This is a genomic window from Streptomyces vastus, assembly GCF_039532825.1.
Classification (GTDB): Bacteria; Actinomycetota; Actinomycetes; order Streptomycetales; family Streptomycetaceae; genus Streptomyces; species Streptomyces vastus.
This window is the reverse complement of record NZ_BAAASJ010000122.1, coordinates 63,050-81,458: the sequence shown is the minus strand read 5'-3', so window position 1 is coordinate 81,458 and position 18,409 is coordinate 63,050. Positions and strand designations below refer to the sequence as shown.

21 protein-coding genes and 2 pseudogenes are annotated in these 18,409 nt (G+C 69.6%); 11 read left to right on the top strand and 12 right to left on the bottom strand.

Translation table 11 applies throughout. The annotated features are described in order from the left end of the window. Window positions 1–158: 158 nt before the first annotated feature. The 3 genes and pseudogenes from ABD357_RS41185 to ABD357_RS41175 form a co-directional block, all read right to left on the bottom strand. Window positions 159–575 carry a transposase gene (locus ABD357_RS41185; protein ID WP_344396636.1) on the bottom strand — a complete coding sequence of 139 codons (417 nt, stop codon included), beginning with the start codon at window positions 573–575 and terminating at the stop codon, window positions 159–161. A 121-nt stretch (window positions 576–696) separates the two neighbouring features. Then, the gene (locus tag ABD357_RS41180; RefSeq protein ID WP_344396634.1) at window positions 697–831 is read right to left on the bottom strand and encodes a hypothetical protein; all 135 of its coding nucleotides are present in this window, start codon (window positions 829–831) and stop codon (window positions 697–699) included. Between the two features lie 113 nt (window positions 832–944). Continuing rightward, window positions 945–1,399, bottom strand: a pseudogene (locus tag ABD357_RS41175) (VOC family protein). Here ABD357_RS41175 and ABD357_RS41170 point away from each other — a divergent pair. From ABD357_RS41170 to ABD357_RS41160, 3 genes are all read left to right on the top strand, one after another. Then, window positions 1,398–1,658: a hypothetical protein gene (locus ABD357_RS41170; RefSeq protein WP_344396632.1), complete on the top strand. Its 261-nt coding sequence runs from the start codon at window positions 1,398–1,400 to the stop codon at window positions 1,656–1,658. The pseudogene ABD357_RS41175 and the gene ABD357_RS41170 sit on opposite strands and share 2 nt — an antisense overlap. A gap of 68 nt (window positions 1,659–1,726) precedes the next feature. Beyond that, the gene (locus tag ABD357_RS41165; RefSeq protein ID WP_344396630.1) at window positions 1,727–2,122 is read left to right on the top strand and encodes a transposase; all 396 of its coding nucleotides are present in this window, start codon (window positions 1,727–1,729) and stop codon (window positions 2,120–2,122) included. Between the two features lie 55 nt (window positions 2,123–2,177). After that, window positions 2,178–2,741, top strand: a complete 564-nt coding sequence (locus ABD357_RS41160; protein ID WP_344396628.1) for a dihydrofolate reductase family protein — start codon at window positions 2,178–2,180, stop codon at window positions 2,739–2,741. Between the two features lie 376 nt (window positions 2,742–3,117). Here ABD357_RS41160 and ABD357_RS41155 read toward each other — a convergent pair whose 3' ends face one another. Next, window positions 3,118–3,489, bottom strand: coding sequence for a fic family toxin-antitoxin system, toxin component (locus tag ABD357_RS41155; RefSeq protein WP_344396626.1), 372 nt, complete (start codon window positions 3,487–3,489; stop codon window positions 3,118–3,120). After that, entirely contained in the window at window positions 3,486–3,743 is a 258-nt protein-coding gene (locus ABD357_RS41150) for a hypothetical protein (protein ID WP_344396624.1), read from the bottom strand. The genes ABD357_RS41155 and ABD357_RS41150 overlap by 4 nt, the downstream gene beginning before the upstream one ends. Window positions 3,744–4,053: 310 nt before the next feature. On the opposite strand from ABD357_RS41150, the gene ABD357_RS41145 reads away from it, so the two are divergent. Next, window positions 4,054–4,680: a BlaI/MecI/CopY family transcriptional regulator gene (locus tag ABD357_RS41145; protein WP_344396622.1), complete on the top strand. Its 627-nt coding sequence runs from the start codon at window positions 4,054–4,056 to the stop codon at window positions 4,678–4,680. Window positions 4,681–4,925: 245 nt separating this feature from the next. Here the strand turns inward: ABD357_RS41145 and ABD357_RS41140 are convergent. The 5 genes and pseudogenes from ABD357_RS41140 to ABD357_RS41120 all read right to left on the bottom strand — a co-directional run. Then, window positions 4,926–5,678: pseudogene (locus tag ABD357_RS41140) on the bottom strand (IS701 family transposase); the annotation flags it as partial. A gap of 69 nt (window positions 5,679–5,747) precedes the next feature. Beyond that, window positions 5,748–6,176 carry a DUF6069 family protein gene (locus tag ABD357_RS41135; RefSeq protein WP_344396619.1) on the bottom strand — a complete coding sequence of 143 codons (429 nt, stop codon included), beginning with the start codon at window positions 6,174–6,176 and terminating at the stop codon, window positions 5,748–5,750. After that, window positions 6,173–6,784: a TetR/AcrR family transcriptional regulator gene (locus ABD357_RS41130; protein ID WP_344396617.1), complete on the bottom strand. Its 612-nt coding sequence runs from the start codon at window positions 6,782–6,784 to the stop codon at window positions 6,173–6,175. Before ABD357_RS41130 ends, ABD357_RS41135 begins: the two co-directional genes overlap by 4 nt. 245 nt (window positions 6,785–7,029) lie before the next feature. After that, window positions 7,030–7,248 carry a hypothetical protein gene (locus ABD357_RS41125; protein ID WP_344396614.1) on the bottom strand — a complete coding sequence of 73 codons (219 nt, stop codon included), beginning with the start codon at window positions 7,246–7,248 and terminating at the stop codon, window positions 7,030–7,032. A gap of 191 nt (window positions 7,249–7,439) precedes the next feature. Next, the gene (locus ABD357_RS41120) at window positions 7,440–8,291 is read right to left on the bottom strand and encodes a helix-turn-helix transcriptional regulator (protein WP_344396612.1); all 852 of its coding nucleotides are present in this window, start codon (window positions 8,289–8,291) and stop codon (window positions 7,440–7,442) included. An 87-nt stretch (window positions 8,292–8,378) separates the two neighbouring features. Here ABD357_RS41120 and ABD357_RS41115 point away from each other — a divergent pair, with 87 nt between their 5' ends. Next, on the top strand, window positions 8,379–9,179 hold the full coding sequence (locus tag ABD357_RS41115; protein WP_344396610.1) for an SDR family NAD(P)-dependent oxidoreductase: 801 nt from the start codon (window positions 8,379–8,381) through the stop codon (window positions 9,177–9,179). Window positions 9,180–9,235: 56 nt separating this feature from the next. Here ABD357_RS41115 and ABD357_RS41110 read toward each other — a convergent pair whose 3' ends face one another. Together ABD357_RS41110 and ABD357_RS41105 are read right to left on the bottom strand one after the other, a co-directional pair. Beyond that, on the bottom strand, window positions 9,236–10,882 hold the full coding sequence (locus tag ABD357_RS41110; RefSeq protein ID WP_344396608.1) for a sensor histidine kinase: 1,647 nt from the start codon (window positions 10,880–10,882) through the stop codon (window positions 9,236–9,238). A 318-nt stretch (window positions 10,883–11,200) separates the two neighbouring features. Then, entirely contained in the window at window positions 11,201–12,241 is a 1,041-nt protein-coding gene (locus ABD357_RS41105; protein WP_344396606.1) for an LLM class F420-dependent oxidoreductase, read from the bottom strand. A gap of 206 nt (window positions 12,242–12,447) precedes the next feature. Between ABD357_RS41105 and ABD357_RS41100 the strand changes: the two genes are divergently transcribed. The 6 genes from ABD357_RS41100 (at window position 12,448) to ABD357_RS41075 (ending at window position 18,225) form a co-directional block, all read left to right on the top strand. Further along, a complete protein-coding gene (locus ABD357_RS41100; protein ID WP_425585213.1) occupies window positions 12,448–13,293 on the top strand; it encodes an ABC transporter ATP-binding protein in 846 nt (281 codons plus the stop codon). After that, window positions 13,290–14,108 (top strand): ABC transporter ATP-binding protein, encoded by an 819-nt coding sequence (locus tag ABD357_RS41095; RefSeq protein WP_344396602.1) that lies wholly within the window; start codon window positions 13,290–13,292, stop codon window positions 14,106–14,108. Before ABD357_RS41100 ends, ABD357_RS41095 begins: the two co-directional genes overlap by 4 nt. Beyond that, complete coding sequence (locus ABD357_RS41090) at window positions 14,108–14,998, top strand: branched-chain amino acid ABC transporter permease (protein ID WP_344396600.1); 891 nt, start codon at window positions 14,108–14,110, stop codon at window positions 14,996–14,998. The genes ABD357_RS41095 and ABD357_RS41090 overlap by 1 nt, the downstream gene beginning before the upstream one ends. Further along, window positions 14,991–16,088 carry a branched-chain amino acid ABC transporter permease gene (locus tag ABD357_RS41085; RefSeq protein ID WP_425585212.1) on the top strand — a complete coding sequence of 366 codons (1,098 nt, stop codon included), beginning with the start codon at window positions 14,991–14,993 and terminating at the stop codon, window positions 16,086–16,088. Before ABD357_RS41090 ends, ABD357_RS41085 begins: the two co-directional genes overlap by 8 nt. A 110-nt stretch (window positions 16,089–16,198) precedes the next feature. Further along, window positions 16,199–17,437 carry an ABC transporter substrate-binding protein gene (locus ABD357_RS41080; protein ID WP_344396598.1) on the top strand — a complete coding sequence of 413 codons (1,239 nt, stop codon included), beginning with the start codon at window positions 16,199–16,201 and terminating at the stop codon, window positions 17,435–17,437. A gap of 110 nt (window positions 17,438–17,547) precedes the next feature. Next, window positions 17,548–18,225, top strand: coding sequence for a TetR/AcrR family transcriptional regulator (locus tag ABD357_RS41075; protein WP_344396596.1), 678 nt, complete (start codon window positions 17,548–17,550; stop codon window positions 18,223–18,225). The last annotated feature ends 184 nt before the right edge of the window (window positions 18,226–18,409 follow it).

Genomic DNA, 18,409 nt, shown 5'->3' with positions numbered 1-18,409 from the left:
ACCTGCTGAACTGCTGGACCGGCATCTGCGCCACCTGCCACCAACCCCTGCCCACCAGGACCACACCAAGATCAAGACAGACCTAACGGAGTCCTACTAGAAGGCCGATGAAGATCTTGGTGAGGGCTGTCCGGCCGTCAGGCCGGACAGCCCTCCGGTCATGCACGGGCCGGTGTGATGTGCCAGGTGCCACTGGTATGAGTGAGCCCGAGGTTGACCAGCCGGCGGAGGTTGAGGGCGGCGGCTCGGGTGTGGAGCCAGGTGTCGTTCTTGATGGTGCCGCGGTAGCGCAGGCGCCGGTTGCCGTGGTGGACGAGCCAGGCGACAGCGCGTTCGACCGGAGGTCGCCAGCGGCGGTAGTCGGCCTGCCAGCCGGGATCGGTGGCGGCCTGGTGGCGGGCGGCCGCTTGGAGGTCGTGGTGCGGGCGGATGGTCAGGATGCGTCCGGCCCTGGCTTTGGCGCACCGCTCACGCAGGGGGCATCCGGTGCATAAGTCCCCGAAGGAGGCTTTGCGTTGGTGGTGCTGCCCGCCGGGGTCGGACAGGGCCACGGTGTGCCCGGCCGGGCAGGTCACGAGGGCGGCTGTGGTGTCGATGGCAAAGTCGTCGAGGGTGAAGCCGCCGGGGACGGCTGGCCGCAGCGGGGCGGGCTTGAGGAACAGCCGGTGCCCGGCCTCGTGAAGGGCCTGGTGGGCGTCACCGGTGGAGTAGGCGCGGGATGTCCTCGTCGGCGAGCAGTTCCAGGCCGACCGCGGCCTCGTGGTGCTCGGGCCCGGCGCCGGGTCTGAGGGCGACGGCGGTGTATAAGCCGGTCTCGGGCTCGACGGCCAAAAAGGCGCAGAGCAGTGGCCACGAGGTACGACAAGCTCTCCGTCCGTTACGAGGCGACTGTGCTGGTCGCAGCCGTGAGCGAGTGGCTGTGACCAGCACCGTCGCAACGGCCCTCAGACGACGTCGAATTCGTTGCCCTCGGGGTCCTGCATGGCGGCGGCGTAGAGCCCCATGTCCGGCTCATCCTTGATCCGCAGGATGGTGGCACCAGCTTTGACCAGCCGTTCCACCGTAGCCTTGACCCGCTGTGTGCGGACGTCCAGTGGGACGTCACGGCCACCGCCGACCTTCAGGTCGAAGTGCCACCGGTTCTTGGCGACCTTCGGCTCCGGAACCTGCTGGAACCACACCCTCGGTCCACGTCCCGCGGGATCGATGATGGACTCCGGAATATCCCCGGCACCGGCTGGCAACTCTGCCTCGGGCACCCCCATCGCCGCCCAGTAATCACGCCACGTGGCGTGCCCGCCAGGCGGAGCTCAGGCACGTAGCCCAGGGCCTCGGACCAGAAAGCCACCATTTTCTGCGGATCGGAGCAGTCGATCGTCAGCTGCACTGTCATCTCCATGCTCGGAGCATCCCTGGCAGGTCTGACAGACGATCCACTTGCCCGCGGACAGGCCGCCGATCTGCTCGTCCTCGACGCCGACCCGCTGCGGGACATCCGCAACACCCGCCGCATCCACGGCGTGGTCGTCGCCGGCAGGTGGATCCCACCGGAGGAACGCCGCCGGCTGCTCGCGGCGATGGAACAGGCCGCCGCGCAGACCCCGCCGCCCCAGGCGGGGGCGACCATGACGGGCTGCGGCTGCGGCGGACACCCCTGACAAGCCTCCGGCGGCGGCCTCGCCGGGCCGTGTTGTGAAAGATCGCCGCCCTTCGTGATGATCTTCGCGTGAGGCGCGGAGATCTGTCAGATGATCAATGGGCCGCGCTGAAGCCGCTTCTGCCGGCCGCAGCGACGACGGACAGCCCGTTCAGGTCGAAGCAGATGCTGATCGACGGATTTCCGGTGGCGAGTGCGGACCGGGGCTCCGTGACGGACCTCCCGCCCTGCTACGGGCTCTGTCAGACGGTCTACGGATTGTTCCGCCGCTGGCAGCGCCTGGGAGTGTGGGCAGGGCTGCTCACCAAGTTCCAGGCGCGAGCCGACGCGCGCGGTCGCATCGGGTGGACGGTGCACGTCGACTCCACCATCTGCCGTACTCACCAGCACGCCGCCGGGGCAGGCCGAGACGGCCGGGCACAGAAGGAACCGCCTCAGCCCAGGGAATCCTGCGAGCCGCGATGAGTCCTGCGGTCTCCGGCGGTCGTACTGTCGAACCCGTTACCGAGGAGGACCTCTGATGCGCAGCGTGACCTATTCGATGAGCGTCTCACTCGACGGCTACATCGTCGGGCCGGACGGCGGCTTCGACTGGACGACGCCCGACGAGGAGGTCTTTCGCTTCGCCACCGACGAGGTGCGAGAGGTCGGCGTCCACCTGTTGGGACGACGGCTGTACGAGACGATGCTGTACTGGGAGACCGCCGACCAGAATCCATCGCTCGACTTCCCAACGCTCGAGTTCGCCGCGATCTGGAAGCAGCTCCCCAAGGTGGTGTTCTCCACCACGCTGTCGGCGGTACAGGGCAATGCCCGCCTGGCCTCCGGCGACCTGGCGGAGGAGATCGAGCGGTTGCGAGCCGAACCGGGGGACGGCAACATCGCGATCGGCGGCGCGACTCTCGCCGCCGAGGCGGCCGCGTCGGGTCTGATCGACGAATACCGGGCCAGGGTCTACCCGGTGCTGGTCGGCGGTGGCATTCCGTTCTTTCCCCAGCGCGAGCGCCGGGTGGATCTCGAACTCGTCGAGACCCGCACCTTCAGCTCGAGAATCGTCTACCTCCGCTACCGCGTGTCGCGCTAGGCCACCAGACCGCGCTGCTCCCCGCACCAGCGGTGATGGTCCCGGTGGTGCTCGTGGCATTCGATCGACGCGTGCCTGCTCCCCGCGCGCATTCACTCCGCGTCTGGCACTTGAATTCCATCTGGGCTACTCACCACGCGCCGGACAGTAACGACCAGCCAGTTGGTGACCGCGTGACGGGCCGTGTCCGCATACCCCGCGGCGTCGATCGCGCTGAGCGCGCGTCAGGAAAACGGGAGACCGCGAGAACGCGCTGGGGTTAACTGCGGGATTGCCCAAGGCTCGTCCGAGACGGTGGCATAGGCCTGCTGAGCGCCGTCTGCTCAGCCGCGCGGGCGAGTGAGGGGCACACTGTGCCCCTGGGGCGCGCCAGAGGTCAGGGTTTCCAGGTGCGCAGGAAGGCTGCGATCCGGGCGGCGGTGCAACGTGGGTTGTTCAACTCGTGGGCGAGCGCGGTGAGCTGCTCACGAGTGGGGTTGACGGGGATGTTGCTGGCTTCCAGGTACATGACGGCGACGGCGCAGGCGACGGTGAGGTTGGAGCGCTCCAGCCAGCGGCAGCGGCCCAGGGTGTGCACCAGGGCTGCGGCCCGCGCGTAGTGGCCGTCGTAGACGGGGGTGTCGAGGAGTTCGCCGCGGTGGCGGGCGACGGCGGCGATGGGCACGCCGTAGTCGTCGGCACCCGGGTCGCGGTTCCCGGCCCGTTGTGCTGCCTCGAGGATCCAGGACTCGTCGATGTGCAGGATCACGCGGCGGCGCCCGGCTGCGGCTCGGCGTACGGTGCGTCGAGCCGCTGCTCCAGGTCGTCGAGGAAGGTGCCGTGCTCATCGATGAGGCGCTGGGCGGCCGTCATGCCGGCGGCGCGGGCGCCGGTGGTGTCCTCGATGATGAGCCGCTCCAGGTACTTGTTGAAGTCCAGCCGGCGGGCGGCCGCGGCGGCCTTGCCGGCGGCGAGCACGTCCTCGTCGAACCGGACCTGTGTCTGCTTCTTCGTGGAAGTCACACCCCGCATGGTAGCAGGGTGGTAGCAGGCGCTGGGTTGGCCGTTGAAGCGGTGCGCAGCCGGCGCTTCACTCTGTTTGGGCGTGGCTCTTCTGAGGGGAACGGTGAGCTGGGAGAAGGCCGATTGGGGCGTGCCGGGCCGCTCAGTGATCTCGCGCGGCCGATGACGCGCAATTCCTATACGTATGCAGCCATAGCAGTTGTGTTCGGATCTGCCGGAGCAGCCTGGACGCATGGCGGATCATGGCCTGGATGATGCGAGTACGATCCGCCATCAGCACCACACCATGCACGAGGAGAGGGTAACTGCCATGTCCGAAGTCGAGTCAGCGACCACGGAACTCAAAACGCAGTACGCCGCTCAGGTGGCTGCGGACCTTGAGCGCAACGCCAAGGATCAGGAACGTATCGGCGCCGAAGTATCCGTACTCCAGGAGCAGTTGCTCGCCCTGCAGCGTGACCATGCTCTGCTGGTGAACCTGCAGCAGGCGCTGAGCGGCGAGAGCCCCGCGGACGCCAGTCCAGGTTCACACGAGACTGTTACGGAGGCGCCTTCGGTACCGCGGCAGGCTTCGGCCGAGCCCACACAGGCCAGGCAGAAGAAAGCCGCTGCCCCGAAGCCCAGGAAGACATCGGCCAAGAGTCCCGATACGAAGGCGCCCACAACCGGGGCGAAGCAGCCGACTCTCGTCGAGCTCATCCGAAACCATCTCGGCCAGCAGTCCGAACCCCGCTCCTCCGCGGAAATCAGCACCGCGTTGGCCCAGGCCCATCCCGACCGTGACATCAAGCCCAAGGTCGTACGCACCACGGTCGAAGGACTCGTCGCCAAGGGCCATGTCCAACGCACCAAGCAGGGCTCGTCCGTCTACTACACGGCCTCCGAGACTGCTCCGGCCGACACCTCGCCGGAGCAGAAGGACCTGGTCACTGCTTGACGGAGAAGGCGCCCGTCGCGCACGAGCGTCGCCACCGCCGCCGCAGAGCGGGAATCACCGGAAGGTTGTCGCCGATACCCGCCGGACAGACCCAACCGGCGGGCACCGTCAGCACAACGGCAAAGGCGGCGCCGATCCCTGTAGCAAGATGTAACCGCAGCTCGGGCTGAACGGTTGGGCGGCGCGTGATGGTGCCTTTCGACGAGGTCCGCGCGCTCACCGACGCCGGCTTCGCTTCGGCTGAGGCCGGCGCACAGCGCCTGCCCGTTCGGCCAGGCGGTGCGCGGCACCTTGCGTACCAGTGAATCGACACGGAACTTCCCACCGGCCGTGCGGACTTCGGTGCGGCACGAGACGGCCATGACAGACTCGATCTGGCGCTGGGCCAGCATCTGGGCCAGCATCTGGGCCAGCGCGGGGTTGCCTCCGTAGACCTCGTTCCCCGGTCACCCAGCCGACCGTGTGCCCGGCGTCGCAGAACCGCTCGATCATCGCTGCGGCCAGCTGCGTCTTGGTCGCAAAGCGCGTGGTGTCGGGTTCCAGCCCGGCCGCCCGGCAATCGCTGAGGGGCCTCGGCCCAGATGCGGGGCAGGCAGGTACAACTCCCGGTCCACAGCGGCGTGTCCACGCTCGGTGGCATACACCAGGTAGACCGCTGCCTGCGCATTTTCGATCGTGCCCGCCGTGCCGGTGTACTGACGCTGCACCCCGACCGTCGCCTGCCCCTTCTTCACATCGCCCGTCTCGTCGACGATTAGCGCCGCCTGCTCGGCGCCCAGGCGGTCGACGGCGTACACACGCAGATCGTCACGAACTGCGTCCGCGTCCCACTTCGCCCGCTCCAGCAGATGCTGCATCCCATCCGGTGTGGCCTCGCCGGCCCACTCCGCGATCGTCCAGCAGTTTTTCCGTGGCAGGTCCGCCAGCAGCCCTCGGACGAACTTCCCCGTCCGAGGCGGGGTCCGGCACGCGCGAACCGTTCCGGCTATGCGCCGCATCAGTCCTACGAAGTCAGCTGGCAGGCTGCCTCCATCTGGTGCTGTTCGCGGCGTACTTGGTGCTGGCGGTCACTCCCTAGCAGCACCGGCTCCCGCAGCAGCACCGGCTCCCGCCCCGGGGGATCTGCCGCCCAGCCCCGGGACCAGCACCGCCGCCACCGCCAGGTGCATCAGAGCCAGGGAGACCCGGGTGCCGCCGTCCATGCCGTCGCCGATGAAGGGCAGGAAGGAAACGGCCAGTACGGTGCCGGCCACCCCGGTCCAGATGGCGCGGGCGCGCCGCGCCCCGAACCGCTCCAGGGCGGCCAGCAGTGCCCAGCCGGAGAGCGAGGCGAGCAGGGCGACGACCGCCACGGGCACGGCGCCGATGTCGAGCGTCTGTTTGCCGTCGGCGATCCGCAGCCGGTGCCCCAGCAGTGGGTCCGCGACCAGCCACACCAGGACGGGGGCCAGGACGGCCAGGGCCGTAACCCCCAGGCGTCTTCTCCGCGCGCTCACTTGGCGCCCCCCGAGAGCGCCCCGTGCAGGAAGACCTCCACCAGCTCCTGCGGGGTCAGGTCGGGCTCGTCCTCGGTACGCGGCTGGGTGAAGAGCAGCCCGAAGAAGAGGGCCGCGATCTGCTCCGGCGGCCGGCGCAGAGTGGCTTTGTCGGGCTCCAGCAGCTCCGCGAGGGCCGCGCGGGTACGGGTCATCGACTCGTCGCGGCCCGCGCCGCGCACCGTGCCGGGGTGCTTGCCGCCGCGATGCCCCAGCGAGCCGAGGATCGCGCCAAGCCGGTCCATGTGCGCCTGCAGCGCCTCGGCCGCCTCCGCGAGCCGGTCGGGCAGCGGCTGGGACAGGTCGATCGCGTCGAGCTCGCGGACCGCGTGGTCGGGGGAGAGCGCCTCGGCAATGCAGGCCTGCAGCAGCTCGTCCTTGTCGGCGAAGACCCGGAAGATCGTGCCCTCGCCGATGCCCGCGGCGCGGGCGATCTTCGCGGTCGTTACCGCGGCGCCGTACTCGGTGATCAGCGGGATCGCGGTCTGGATGATCATCGCGCGCCGCTGTTCCGGCGACATGCCGGGGGCGCGGCGGCGGGTGGTCTGGTTCTCCTTAGGTGCTGTCATGACCACGAGACTACGGAGTGAGGACTCACTCCGTCAATGAGTGAGTCCTCACTCCGCTCACTTTCCCGTACTCGGCTGCTTGTCGTTGGCAGCCCAGCGCGCCGGTGCTTGCGGCCGTTGTAGTCGAGCTCGGGAGGCGCGGCCGGCAGCGGAGCCGCAGCCCGCGCCGCGGGGAGGACGCCGTCTTGTCCGCGCGTCCGCCGCCGTCCAGGTCGCTTCCTTCTTCCCGGGGGTGAGGTGGCGTGTCATGCGAACAGCCCTGCCATGAGCCGGTCCAGGGTGCGCCGTCCGCGCGCTGCGACCTCGGGATCGGTATGCGCCGGGCCCCAGACCAGGCAACTCACCGCGTCGAGGGCGGCCATCCCCTTCAACGCGTGCAACTCCTCGCAGGAGAGGCCGCGTCCGTACCCTCCCAGGCACGCAGTCCGCAGGCCGGGCCGGTCGGCCCACACTCCGCAGCTCATCAGGACGAACTCCTGCACAGCCGGCGCGAAGCGGGCCCGCTCGAAGTCGACCCATACGGCCTGAACTCAGGAGCAGCCGCGTGGCGTCCGGCCGACTCGTCGTTACCGGACCGCGGCTGCTCGTTCCTGCCGCTCTTGCGCACCCGGGGCGGGTGGCGCGGACCGGCATCATCTACCCGGTCCTGGTGCGGCTAGTTGGCCACGTCCATGCGTTGTGTGCCGATGACCGACAGCAGCCGCAGCGCCTCCTCGGAGGGCGAGCCCGGTGCCGCGGTGTAGATGACGACCTGCTGGTCCCGGTCGGTGACGTCAAGGACGTCGCAGTTGACGGTGACCGGGCCGACCACCGGGTGCTGGAAGGTCTTGCACAAGGTGGGCTCGGCGCGCACGTCGTGGGAGGCCCACAGCCGGGTGAACTCCTCGCTGCCGGAGAGAAGGTCACCCACCAGCTCGTTCATCTCGGGATCGTCGGGGTAACGGGCGGCGGCGGCGCGCAGGCGCTGCGCCGAGTTGCGGGCGAACGCGTCCGCGTCCGATACCCCGTACAACCGCCTCCCCTGCGGGTGCGGCCCGAGGAACACACGGCGCACCAGGTTGCGGTCACGCCGCGGCAGGGCTGAGAAGTCCTCCATCAGGGCGGCCGCCAGATCGTTCCAGGCGATCACCTCGAACGTCGCGGACGTCACGATAGCGGCGGCCTGGGGCAGCCGGCGCAGCAGGTCGAGAATGCTCTGCCGCACCTCGCGCGAGGGTCCGGGTGGCGGGCCCGGCGGTGCGCCGGCGAGGTGGTGGAGATGGTCGCGCTCGGCGTCCGACAGGCGCAGGGCCCGGGCCAGCTGGGCCAGCACCTCGCGTGACGGGCGCGGGCCGCGGGCCTGCTCCAGCCGCGTGTAGTACTCGGTCGAGATGAACGCCAGCTGCGCCGCCTCCTCGCGGCGCAGTCCCGGGGTGCGGCGGCGCGGCCCGGTGGGCAGGCCAACGTCGGCCGGGGTGATCCGCTCGCGCCTGCTGCGCAGGAAGGCCGCCAGTTCTCGTCTGTCCACACCCACAGTGTGCGCGGGGGGCGCGGAGCTGATCCAGGTACCGCCAGTGCCTGGATCGGATCCGCGAACGGTCGCAGGCTTGCTGCCATGGACAACACACCGACCACCGACACGTCCGCCCCCGCCGCCCTGGGCCTGTTGGCCGGCAAGGTCGCCTTCATCACCGGTGCCGGACGCGGGATCGGCGCCGCCGCGGCGCGGCTGTTCGCCCGGGAGGGCGCCCGGGTGCTGCTCGCGGCCCGGACAGAGGCCCAGTTGAAGGCGGTGACCGAGGAAGTCCGGGCGGCGGGCGGCACGGCGGACTACGTGGTGTGTGATCTGGCCGACGCGGCCGGCGTTCGCGCCGCCGTCGACCGCACCGTGCACTTGTACGGCCGACTCGACGTCGCCTTCAACAACGGTGCCACGATCCAGATCCCGGGCCCTATGGACCAGTTGCCGGAGACCGACTTCGACCACGTCTACGCCGTGAACCTCAAGGGCGTCTGGCTTGCCATGGTTGCCCAGGTCGCCGCCATCCGCGCCACCGCCGGGACGGGCGCCATCGTCAACAACTCATCCGTCGGCAGCCTGAGGGGCAACCCCGAACTCCCCGCGTACGGCGCCATGAAGCGGGCGGTCAACAGCCTCACCGAATCAGCCGCGGTCACCTACGGCCCGGAAGGCATCCGTGTCAACGCCATCGCCCCCGGCCACACAGCGACCGAGATGATCCGTACCTGGGAAGCGGATTCGCCCGGACTCGTCGAGCGGCTCAAGGCGCACACCCCGCTGCGCCGCGCGGCCGACCCCGACGAAATCGCCCAGGCCGCCGCCTGGCTGCTCAGCGACCGCTCCTCCTACGTGACCGGCACGGTCCTGCGAGTCGACGGCGGCGCGCGAGCCTGAGCCGACGATGCCGGCGCACCCTCGTCAGCCTTGGCGTGCTCAGTCACACGACCTCGTCAGTTTGGGTGGTCAAGGCGGGTTCCCAGATTGGGAATCGGCTGGTGGCGAAGACTTCGAGCGTGGTGGGGCAGTCCGCGAAGTCCGCCGGGAAGCCCCGTCCGAAGCGCCCGCCGATCCGCCTCGGGGGAGATAAATGCTGGTCGAGTCGCCAATCGCCTGCCGGAGCTGCATGAGTTGGGCGGGCATTCGGCGTACGAGCGGTTCCCGGCCTCGGAGGAGCTGTTCCTCGTGCTGGAGCACGTGCAGACTCGGCGACGGGTGATGGCAGCGGACGTTCCCGAGCCGATGCAGACGACGCCGGGCTGCGCCAGAGGGTACGGGACGATATCCGCAGTCTGGTCGAGAAGACCGGGCGCGTCCCGGTCCTCGGTGAACAGGAACACGGCCGGGAGGATCCCGGCGGCCGGCAGCAAGGCGTGCGAGGCGAGGCGCCAGTCCAGCGCCCAGCCCCGCCCGGTCGAGGGACGTGCGTGCCCCGGGTGGGCCGGCAGTTCCGCCCGTACCGACCAGCCGCCGGACGGGCCCGCTCCCGGCCCGGCGGTCACCGTGCCGCCGACCGCCTCCGCGCGCTCGCGCATACCGGTCATGCCCCGCCCCGAGCCAAGACCCCGGCCGCCGGCGCCGGGTGCGCCGGCCTCCAGGTCCGTAGGGGACCCTCCGTCGTCGTCGACGATGAGCGTCAGCCATCCGTCGCCCAGGTCCTGCAGGCCGACTCGTACGACCGCTCCCGGGGCGTAGCGCAGCGTGTTCGTGAGGGCCTCCCTGGCGATGCCGAACACCGCCTCCGTCACCTGCGTGCCGGCTGCCGCGACGCCCGCGACGCCCGTGATCCCCACTCGCTGTCCGAGGCGGATGAAGCCGCTGGCGAGTTCCTCGAGCCGGGTGCCCAGCGGGACGTCGTCGCCCTCCTCGACGGCCCCCAGGGAGGTGACCAGGCGCTGCACGGTGGCCTGGGTCTCGCGACCGGTGCGGGCGGCGAAGTCGAGGGCCTCGGCGGCCAGTTCGGGACGGCTGGCGGCGAGGTGCCGGGCGGCCTCCGCAGTGACGACCACGGAGGTGAGGTCGTGGGCGCTGACGTCGTGCAACTCCCGTGCCAGCCTGCGCCGTTCACTCGCCCTCGCTTCCTGCCCCTCGGCCCGGGCCCGGGCCAGGCTGGCGGCGGCCCGGGCTCGTGCGGCCGACTGGTGGGCGCGGCCCCGGCCGAGCCCGACGACTCCCAGGTGGAACGCGACGGCGACGGCCAGGCCGACGCCGGCCGAGAGGCTCGCGCCGTCGACGGCGCGGCCGACCAGGCCCTGGTAGCAGACGAGGACGCCGACCGCCCTCAGCGTCACCGGCAGGGTGGTGCGGGCTGCGACCGAGTACACGGCCACCAAGTCGCCCACGATGACGAACATCAGGACCGCGTCCGAGGCCGCCGTCAACAGGGCCAGTCCATAGAAGGCGGACACCCCTGCCAGCGCCATCAGCGGTACCCGCCGTCGCAGACCCAGCGCGATGGTCGTCCCGGCCGCCACGACCAGGGTGAACTCGAGGTCCTCGCGCGAGACGCCGTAGCCTCCGTCCAGCACCTCCGGTCCCGGCCACACCAGAAGGAAGGCCGCGACGACCAGCGGCAGCAGCCAGTTCCGTAAGGTTTCCATGAGGGCATGAGCCTACGGCGTGCCCTCTGGCCGATACGTCCTGCGCCAGACCGACCCGTCCCCGGCCGCGTCCAACTTCCGATAGAGACGGCAGGCCGGGGCGACCACCCTCCGGTAGCGGTGCCGACCGTGCCACCGCACGACGACTTCCCCGCCCGGCCCGACGATGCTGACGGTATGCAGAGTCGGAAAGATCGACAAGAAGGCGCTGCGCACAGACATCGCACGCCGGCCAGACGCCGAGGAAACCCCGGAGGGTGAACCACCAGACCTTCCCAGCCGAGGGCGCCTCGCCCGCGTCGTGCCGCGCGCGTGACGTCAGCCCAGCATGTCGCGCAGTCGCTCGACGGCGTGGAGGCGTTCCTGGTGCGTGTCGGCCAGCGGCTTCACGCACAGGGTCGTCACTCCGGCGGCAGCAAAGGCATCGAGCTGTGCGGCGATCTGCTCCTTCGTCCCCACCAGGGATATGGCCCTCAACAGTCCCTCGGGAACGGCGGCTTCGGCCTCCCGCTTCTTTCCTGACAAGTAAAGGTCCTGGATGTGCGCCGCCTCCCGTTCGTAGCCGTACCGGCCGGCGAGCCGGGCGTAGAAGTTCTTGTTCCTCGCGCCCATCCCTCCGATGTAGAGGGCCAGTTGTGGCCGAGCTCGGTCCAGCAGGTGTTCCACGTCGTCGCCGAGGGCAAGAGGTGCCGTCACGGTGATGTCGAGCGTGCCCAGTTGTGCATCGCGCCGGGCCAGCCCCGCGGTCAGTGCCGCTCCCCACACCTCGGCGGCCTTTCCGGGATGGAAGAACACGGGCAGCCAGCCCTCGGCGAGTTCGGCCGTCAGCTCGACGTTCTTCGGTCCGATCGCCGCCAGGGTGATGGGGATGCGGGAGCGGACCGGCTTGTTGAGGAGTTTCAGGGGCTTGCCGAGCCCGGTGCCCCGCTCGGCGGGAAGCGGAAGGGGGTACTTCGGGCCCGGATGCACCACGGGTTCGCCCCGCCACACCTGACGGCAGATCTCCACCACCTCGCGGGTGCGGCTGAGTGGCGCGTCGTACGGCACCCCGTGGAAGCCCTCGATCACCTGCGGTCCCGACGCTCCGAGGCCCAGCGTGAACCGGCCGCCGGAGAGTTCGTCCAGACCGGCGGCGGTCATCGCCAGGAGCGACGGCGTACGGGTGAAGACCGGGAGGATCCCGGAGGCGATCTCGAGGCGTTCGGTACGAGCCGCGAGGTAGCCCAGTCGGCTGACGGCGTCGAACGAGTAGGCCTCCGGTACGAAGGCGATCTCGACCCCTGCCGTCTCGAAATCCCTTACGGCACGGACCGTTTCGATGAAGTCGCCGCTGTAATCCAGGGTCATACCGATGCGCATGCGAAGGCCCCTCGTCTTCTGACCGACTGACATTTTATCGAACGATCGTTTAACACCGTACCGGCCTTCCTGTCCAGGCGGAACCGGGCGGCCTCACAGCTCTTCACCCCGTGTTGTTTCAAGCGATCATGTGCAGGGACCTTGACCGAGTGACCTGGCTCACCCTACGTTCGCGCTGGCCTTAACGAACGATCGATGAGTGACGCATGGCGTCGCTTCACGCGGCAAGGGAGGCCGAAGTGCTCGAAATCGATGGACTCGTCGTCCGGTACGGTGCTCGCGCACCCGTACTGCGGGGGGTGTCCCTGGACGTCGGCGGCAGCGGCGTCGTCGCGCTCCTCGGCAGCAACGGCGCCGGCAAGACGACGCTCATGCGCGCCGTCTCCGGCACGCTCGGCCTCTACGGCGGCGGGGTCACCGAAGGCTCCGTCCGGTTCCGTGGCGAACGGATCACCGGTGCGGACACGGCCCGCACCGTGGCGCACGGGCTCGTACAGGTACCGGAAGGACGGCACATCTTCGCCGGTCTGACGGTGGAGGAAAACCTGAACGCCGGTGCGCTCACCGTGCGGTCGTCGGCGGTGCGTGAGCGCACACGCCGTCGGATGTACGAACTCTTCCCACAGCTCGCCGAGCGGCGACGCGCCCGTGGCGGGACGCTGTCCGGCGGCGAGCAGCAAATGCTCGCCATCGCCCGGGCGTTGATGGCGCAACCGAGACTCCTGCTTCTCGACGAGCCGTCCCTCGGCCTCGCGCCGCGGCTGGTGCATCTCGTGGGCGAGACCATCCGCGAGATCAGCCGGGAAGGGGTCCCCGTCCTGCTGGTGGAGCAGAACGCGGCGATGGCGCTTTCGGTCGCCGACTCGGCCTGTGTGCTCGACCTCGGCCGGGTCGTACTGAGCGGACCGACGGACGAACTGGCGCAGAGCGACGACGTGCGACGCCTCTACCTGGGCGCGGACGCGGACGCCGGCCAGAGCGCCGGCGGATCCGCACCGCGGCCCGGGCCCGGAACCGCAAACACGCCGACGCTGAGCAGGTGGTCCGGATGACGACGACTCAAACGCAAACGGCAGCGGAACTGCGTGTCGAGGACGTGAGCGTGGTGTTCAGCGGGCTGCGCGCCCTTGACGGTGTGTCATTCACCGTGCGGCCCGGAACGATCCACGCCGTCATCGGTCCCAACGGTGCCGGGAAGACAACGCTGCTCAATGCCCTGTCGGGGATCTACCGTGTCGCCTCGGGCCGCATCATGGTGGACGGTCAGGAGGTGACGGGCCTGCGTCCGGACCGGGTGGCACGCAGGGGAGTCGCCCGCACCTTCCAGAACATCGTCGTGTCACCGGTCGAGTCCACACTCGACAACCTCATGGTCGGCCGGCATCGGCTGACCCGGTCCGGCATCGCCGCGACCGCACTGGGACTGGGCCGCGGTGAACAGCGTGTCCACGAAGCGCGGGTGCGCGACATCGCGGAGTTCGCCGGCTTGTCCGGCGTTCTTCACCGCCCGGCGGCGAGCCTCGCCTACGGGGATCTCAAGCGCCTGGAGTTCGCGCGGGCGCTGTGCCTGGAGCCGCGGTTGCTCATCCTCGACGAACCGGTCGCCGGGATGAACACCGCGGAGAGCGCGGAACTCGCCCGGCTGGTCTCCGCGGCACGTGACGCGCTCGGTCTGACCGTGGTGTTCGTCGAGCACGACATGGGAGTGGTCATGTCGATCGCCGACCGCATCACCGTCCTCGACTTCGGCAAGGTCGTCACGGACGGCACGCCGGAACACGTAAGGCAGCATCCGGAAGTGATCAGCGCCTATCTGGGAGCGCCCATGGAATCCGGAAACGACCAGGTGGCGGAGAGGTTGTCGTGATGACCCGCGGAGCCGAAATCCTGCTGAGCGGTGTGTCGTTGGGGTTGTTGTACGCCCTGATCGCGCTGGGCTTCGTCATCGTCTTCAAGGCGACCCGCACGGTGAACTTCGCGCACGCCTCGTTTCTGCTCTTCGGTGTGTGGGTGGTGGCGCAGACCAGCCCGCACATCGGCTTCGCGGCCGCCGTGGCGCTCGGCCTGGTCGCGGCCGGGACGCTGGGACTGGCGGTGGAGCGCCTGCTGCTGTCCCGGGTCGACGGCCGCAAGCATGACGCGCTGGCGATCCTCACCATCGGGGTCAACGTGGTGCTCACCGCGGAACTGAGCTGGCGCATCGGGGAGAGTGTGCTGCCACTCGGCGCTCCCTGGGACGGACACGTGGTCCACTTCGGCTCAGTGGTACTGCCCTTGTCCGTGATCATCACCATCGTCACCGTGCCGCTGCTGATCGCCGGTCTCGCCGCGGTCCTCCGCCACACCGGCTGGGGTCTGGCGATGCGCGCGTCGATCGAGGACCGCGAGGGCGCAGCGCTCGCCGGTGTCCGGCTGAAGCGGGTCTCGGCAGGTGCCTGGATCACGGCCGGCCTCCTCGCCGTCGCGGCCGGCATCGGTCTCGCGTCGTTCCCCAGCCCCGGCGTGGCCGTGAGTACCGGGACCGTGGCCATCAAGGCGCTCCCCGCCGCGATCATCGGCGGCCTCGACTCGCTCGGCGGGGCGATCGTGGGCGGCCTGGTCATCGGCATCGCCGAGGTGACCGTCGCCGAGTACCAGGACGCCCTCTCCTTCCTCGGGCGAGGGCTTGGGGACGTCGTGGCCTACGTGATCATGATCTGCATTCTGCTGTGGCGGCCCTCGGGCCTGTTCGGCGCGAAGGAGGTCAGCCGTGCCTGAGACGTCCCGGCTCCCCATGGCAGGGCGTGTGCCGGCCCTGTGCGCGCTGACCGCCGCCCTGGTGGTCCTCCTGGCACTGCCCCTGTATGTCTCCGCGTTCTGGCTGAACATGGGCCTGTTCGCGATGGCGGCGGCGGTCGGCGCGATCGGCCTCACCATCCTGCTCGGCGCGGCGGGACAGTTGTCCCTGGGACACGCCTTCTTCGTCGCCGTCGGCGCATACGGCTATGCCTTCCTGGCCGGAGAAAGCGGCGGCGGGTTGTCCGGTCTCGGCCTCCCCCCGCTTCTCGCCGCGGTCCTGGCCGTCCTGCTGGCGGGCGTCTGCGGCCTGCTGTTCAGCCCGGTCTCCAGCCGTCTGCGCGGCATCTACCTGGGCATCGCCTCCCTGGGCCTGGTGTTCCTCGGCCACCATCTGCTGCAGAACATGAAGCCGGTGACCGGCGGCTTCGAGGGCCGGACCGTCGTGCCGCTGTCGATCGGCGGGTTCTCCTTCTCCGACCAGGCGGACGTCACGGTCCTGGGCGTTCCGTTCGGTGCCGCCGAGAGCCAGTGGTATCTGTTCCTCGTCGTCACCGTCGGGGCGGCACTGCTCGGCCGCAACGTCCTGCGCGGCCGGCCCGGCAGGGCGCTGAGGCTCATGAGGGACAGCGAGATCGGCGCGAGCGCCATGGGCGTCGACATACGACGCACCAAGGCAGCCGTCTTCGTACTGTCTTCGATGTATGCCGGCGCTGCCGGAGTGCTCACGGCGCTGGCCTTCCAGCGCACCGTCCCCGACTACTTCAGCCTCCACCTGTCGGTCAGCTATCTGGTGATGGTCATCCTGGGCGGCCTCGGATCCGTGGGTGGCGCGATCGCCGGTGCGGTCTTCGTCGTGACGCTGCCCCTGCTGTTCTCCCGCTACGCGGATTCCCTGCCGTTCGTCACCGGAGCCGGCGGGCAGGGACTGGACGCGTCGACAGCGGCCCAGTTCGTGTACGGCGCGGTCGTCATCGTGGCCGTGATCGTCCAGCCGGGCGGTCTGGCGGCGCTGGCCGGCGCCGTCCGACCTCTACGAAGCCGCCGCCCGGCCGCGGCCGCCACTCCCTGAACCCCCGCTCCCCAGCCGTCCGTCGCCTCAGACACTCCAGACCCACCCCCCACCTTGCCGGACGTGTGCTGTCAACCACCTCATCCGCTTCTCAACGAGGAGACACACCGATGCACAAATCGCGCACACTCGGGCCGGCGGCCACGGCCCTGGCCTTCACGCTGGCGGTTGCCGGCTGCTCCACCAAGGCCGAAACGGCCGGGACCGCCGCGCCCGGGGTCAGCGACTCCACCATCAAGCTCGGGGTCCTGATGGACCTGTCGGGCCCGTTCGCAGGCACCGGCAAGACGATCCTCGACGCGAGCGACGTCGCCGTGAAGGAGATCAACGCGGCAGGCGGTGTCTGCGACCGGAAGCTGAAACTGGTCACCCGCGACCACGGCTACGACGCGCAGAAGGCCGTCGCCGCGTACGACGAGATGGATCCGCAGGTCCTCGGCTATCTGAACATCCTCGGCTCACCAGTCGTCACGGCGCTGCGGGACAAGATCGAGGCGAAGGACGAGCTCGCCGGCCTGACCACGTTCGCGTCGACCCTGCTCGGGGACGAGCACCTGATCGTCCTGGGCGCCACGTACGACATCCAGGCGATCAACGGTCTGGACTGGCTGGTGCGGAAGGGCAAACTGCGCAGCGGCGATTCCGTCGGGCATATCTACCTCCAGGGAGAAATCGGCGAGAACAGCCTGCGGGGCAGCAAGTTCGCCGCGGGGAAGCTGGGGTTGAAGATCGTCGGCCAGCAGATCGAACCCACCGCAACCGACCTCACCAGCCAGGTCAACGCGCTCAAGTCGGCGAAGGTCAAGGCGATCGTGGTCGACTCGACGCCCAAGCAGGCGGCTTCGGTGGCGGCAGTGGCGCAGGCGGCCGGCATGGACGTGCCGATCATGGGCGGGGTGTCGACCTTCGCCACCAGCCTGCTCAGAACGTCTGCGGCGCCCGCGCTCACCGAGCACTACTCCAGGCTCTCCGGGCTGGGGGCCCTCGGCGCGGACAACGCCGCCGCTCGCAAGCTGGCCGCTGCCTGGAAGGGCCAGTACGGTAAGGCGCCGGAGGCCAGCAGCGGAGTCGTCCACGCCTATGCCATGACGAAGCTGTACGCCGAGATACTCGGCAAGAGCTGCGAGGATCTCACCCGCCCGGGCGTGCTCAAGGCCCGCAGCTCTGTCACCGACTTCTCGCTACCCGGCCTGCTCCCGCCTCAGGACTTCTCCGATCCCGCTGAGCCCAGTTCGCGCGAGGCCCAGGTGCTGGGTGTGGACAAGGGTGTCTTCGCCGGAGTCAAAGCACGCGGTGACTTCTTCGCATCGGACCTGGCGAAGGAGTACAAGGTTCCGTCGGCCGGATGACACTGGGGACTGTGCCCGGCGGGCCCGCGGTGGCGGTGCGCCGGCCCTCGGCTCCGCATGACAGAGGGCCGGCTTTGTCGATCGTTCGTTCGTTCTGGGAGGCTGGGGCCATGGATACGACGAGCGGCAAAGCGGCGGGCAAGAGCGGCAAAGCGACCGGCAAGAGCGGCAAGGCGGCGGACAACGGTCCCTCCAGCCCCCGGGGAAACGGCCGGGACGCCATCATGGACGCCGCACGAGACGTCTTCGCGGAGCGCGGCTACTTCGGCGCCTCCATCCGTGACATCGCCAAGCGGGCCGACATGAGTCTGTCCGCCCTCTATTACTACTACTCCGGCAAGGCGGAGCTCTTCCACGCCCTGATCGAGGACTCGCTCGACGACTACTTCCGTCACTGCGAGAAGGAACTGGCCCAGGCCGGTGACGACCCCGCCGCGCGGCTGGCCGCCCTGGTCAGAGTGACGGTCGACTACCGGGTCCGGCGGCGGGTCGAGAGTCTGCTGACCCTCCAGGAACTCCGTTACCTCGAACCCGAGTACCGCAACCCCATCATCGAAAGGCGGCACGCCGTATCGGGACTCTTCCAGAAGGCCATAGACGACGGAATCGCCGGCGGAGTCTTCCGGACCCCGCACCCGGACGACGCCCGCCGGGCGGTCATGGCCATGTGTAACGCCGTCGCCCAGTGGTACGACCCGTCCGGCGACCTCGGGACGACGGAGCTGTGCGACCGGTACGTGCGGCTGGCGTTCGCCATGCTCGGGCACGGCGAGGCGCCGGCCCGGTAGGTCGCCCGCACTTTCGTCGCGGTCATTGACAGTGGGTGAGACGGCGACCTAACTTAACGATCGTTCGACAAGTTCCTTCTCTGTATCGGCTGCGTCCCGACCGCAACGGCCGGGCCCGTGACCCGGCGTACGACGGCAGTCGCCGAGCCTTCGCGGCGCAGGCGGCGGCAGATCCGACACCGAC

Excerpts from the sequence above, each read along its gene's own strand:
- ABD357_RS41170 (WP_344396632.1), top strand. The coding sequence starts at position 1,398 with ATGCTCGGAGCATCCCTGGCAGGTCTGACAGACGATCCACTTGCCCGC.
- ABD357_RS41130 (WP_344396617.1), bottom strand. The coding sequence starts at position 6,784 with ATGACAGCACCTAAGGAGAACCAGACCACCCGCCGCCGCGCCCCCGGC.
- ABD357_RS41080 (WP_344396598.1), top strand. The coding sequence starts at position 16,199 with ATGCACAAATCGCGCACACTCGGGCCGGCGGCCACGGCCCTGGCCTTC.
- ABD357_RS41145 (WP_344396622.1), top strand. The coding sequence starts at position 4,054 with ATGTCCGAAGTCGAGTCAGCGACCACGGAACTCAAAACGCAGTACGCC.
- ABD357_RS41090 (WP_344396600.1), top strand. The coding sequence starts at position 14,108 with ATGACCCGCGGAGCCGAAATCCTGCTGAGCGGTGTGTCGTTGGGGTTG.
- ABD357_RS41105 (WP_344396606.1), bottom strand. The coding sequence starts at position 12,241 with ATGCGCATCGGTATGACCCTGGATTACAGCGGCGACTTCATCGAAACG.
- ABD357_RS41095 (WP_344396602.1), top strand. The coding sequence starts at position 13,290 with ATGACGACGACTCAAACGCAAACGGCAGCGGAACTGCGTGTCGAGGAC.
- ABD357_RS41160 (WP_344396628.1), top strand. The coding sequence starts at position 2,178 with ATGCGCAGCGTGACCTATTCGATGAGCGTCTCACTCGACGGCTACATC.
- ABD357_RS41115 (WP_344396610.1), top strand. The coding sequence starts at position 8,379 with ATGGACAACACACCGACCACCGACACGTCCGCCCCCGCCGCCCTGGGC.
- ABD357_RS41100 (WP_425585213.1), top strand. The coding sequence starts at position 12,448 with ATGGCGTCGCTTCACGCGGCAAGGGAGGCCGAAGTGCTCGAAATCGAT.
- ABD357_RS41125 (WP_344396614.1), bottom strand. The coding sequence starts at position 7,248 with ATGAGCTGCGGAGTGTGGGCCGACCGGCCCGGCCTGCGGACTGCGTGC.
- ABD357_RS41075 (WP_344396596.1), top strand. The coding sequence starts at position 17,548 with ATGGATACGACGAGCGGCAAAGCGGCGGGCAAGAGCGGCAAAGCGACC.
- ABD357_RS41110 (WP_344396608.1), bottom strand. The coding sequence starts at position 10,882 with ATGGAAACCTTACGGAACTGGCTGCTGCCGCTGGTCGTCGCGGCCTTC.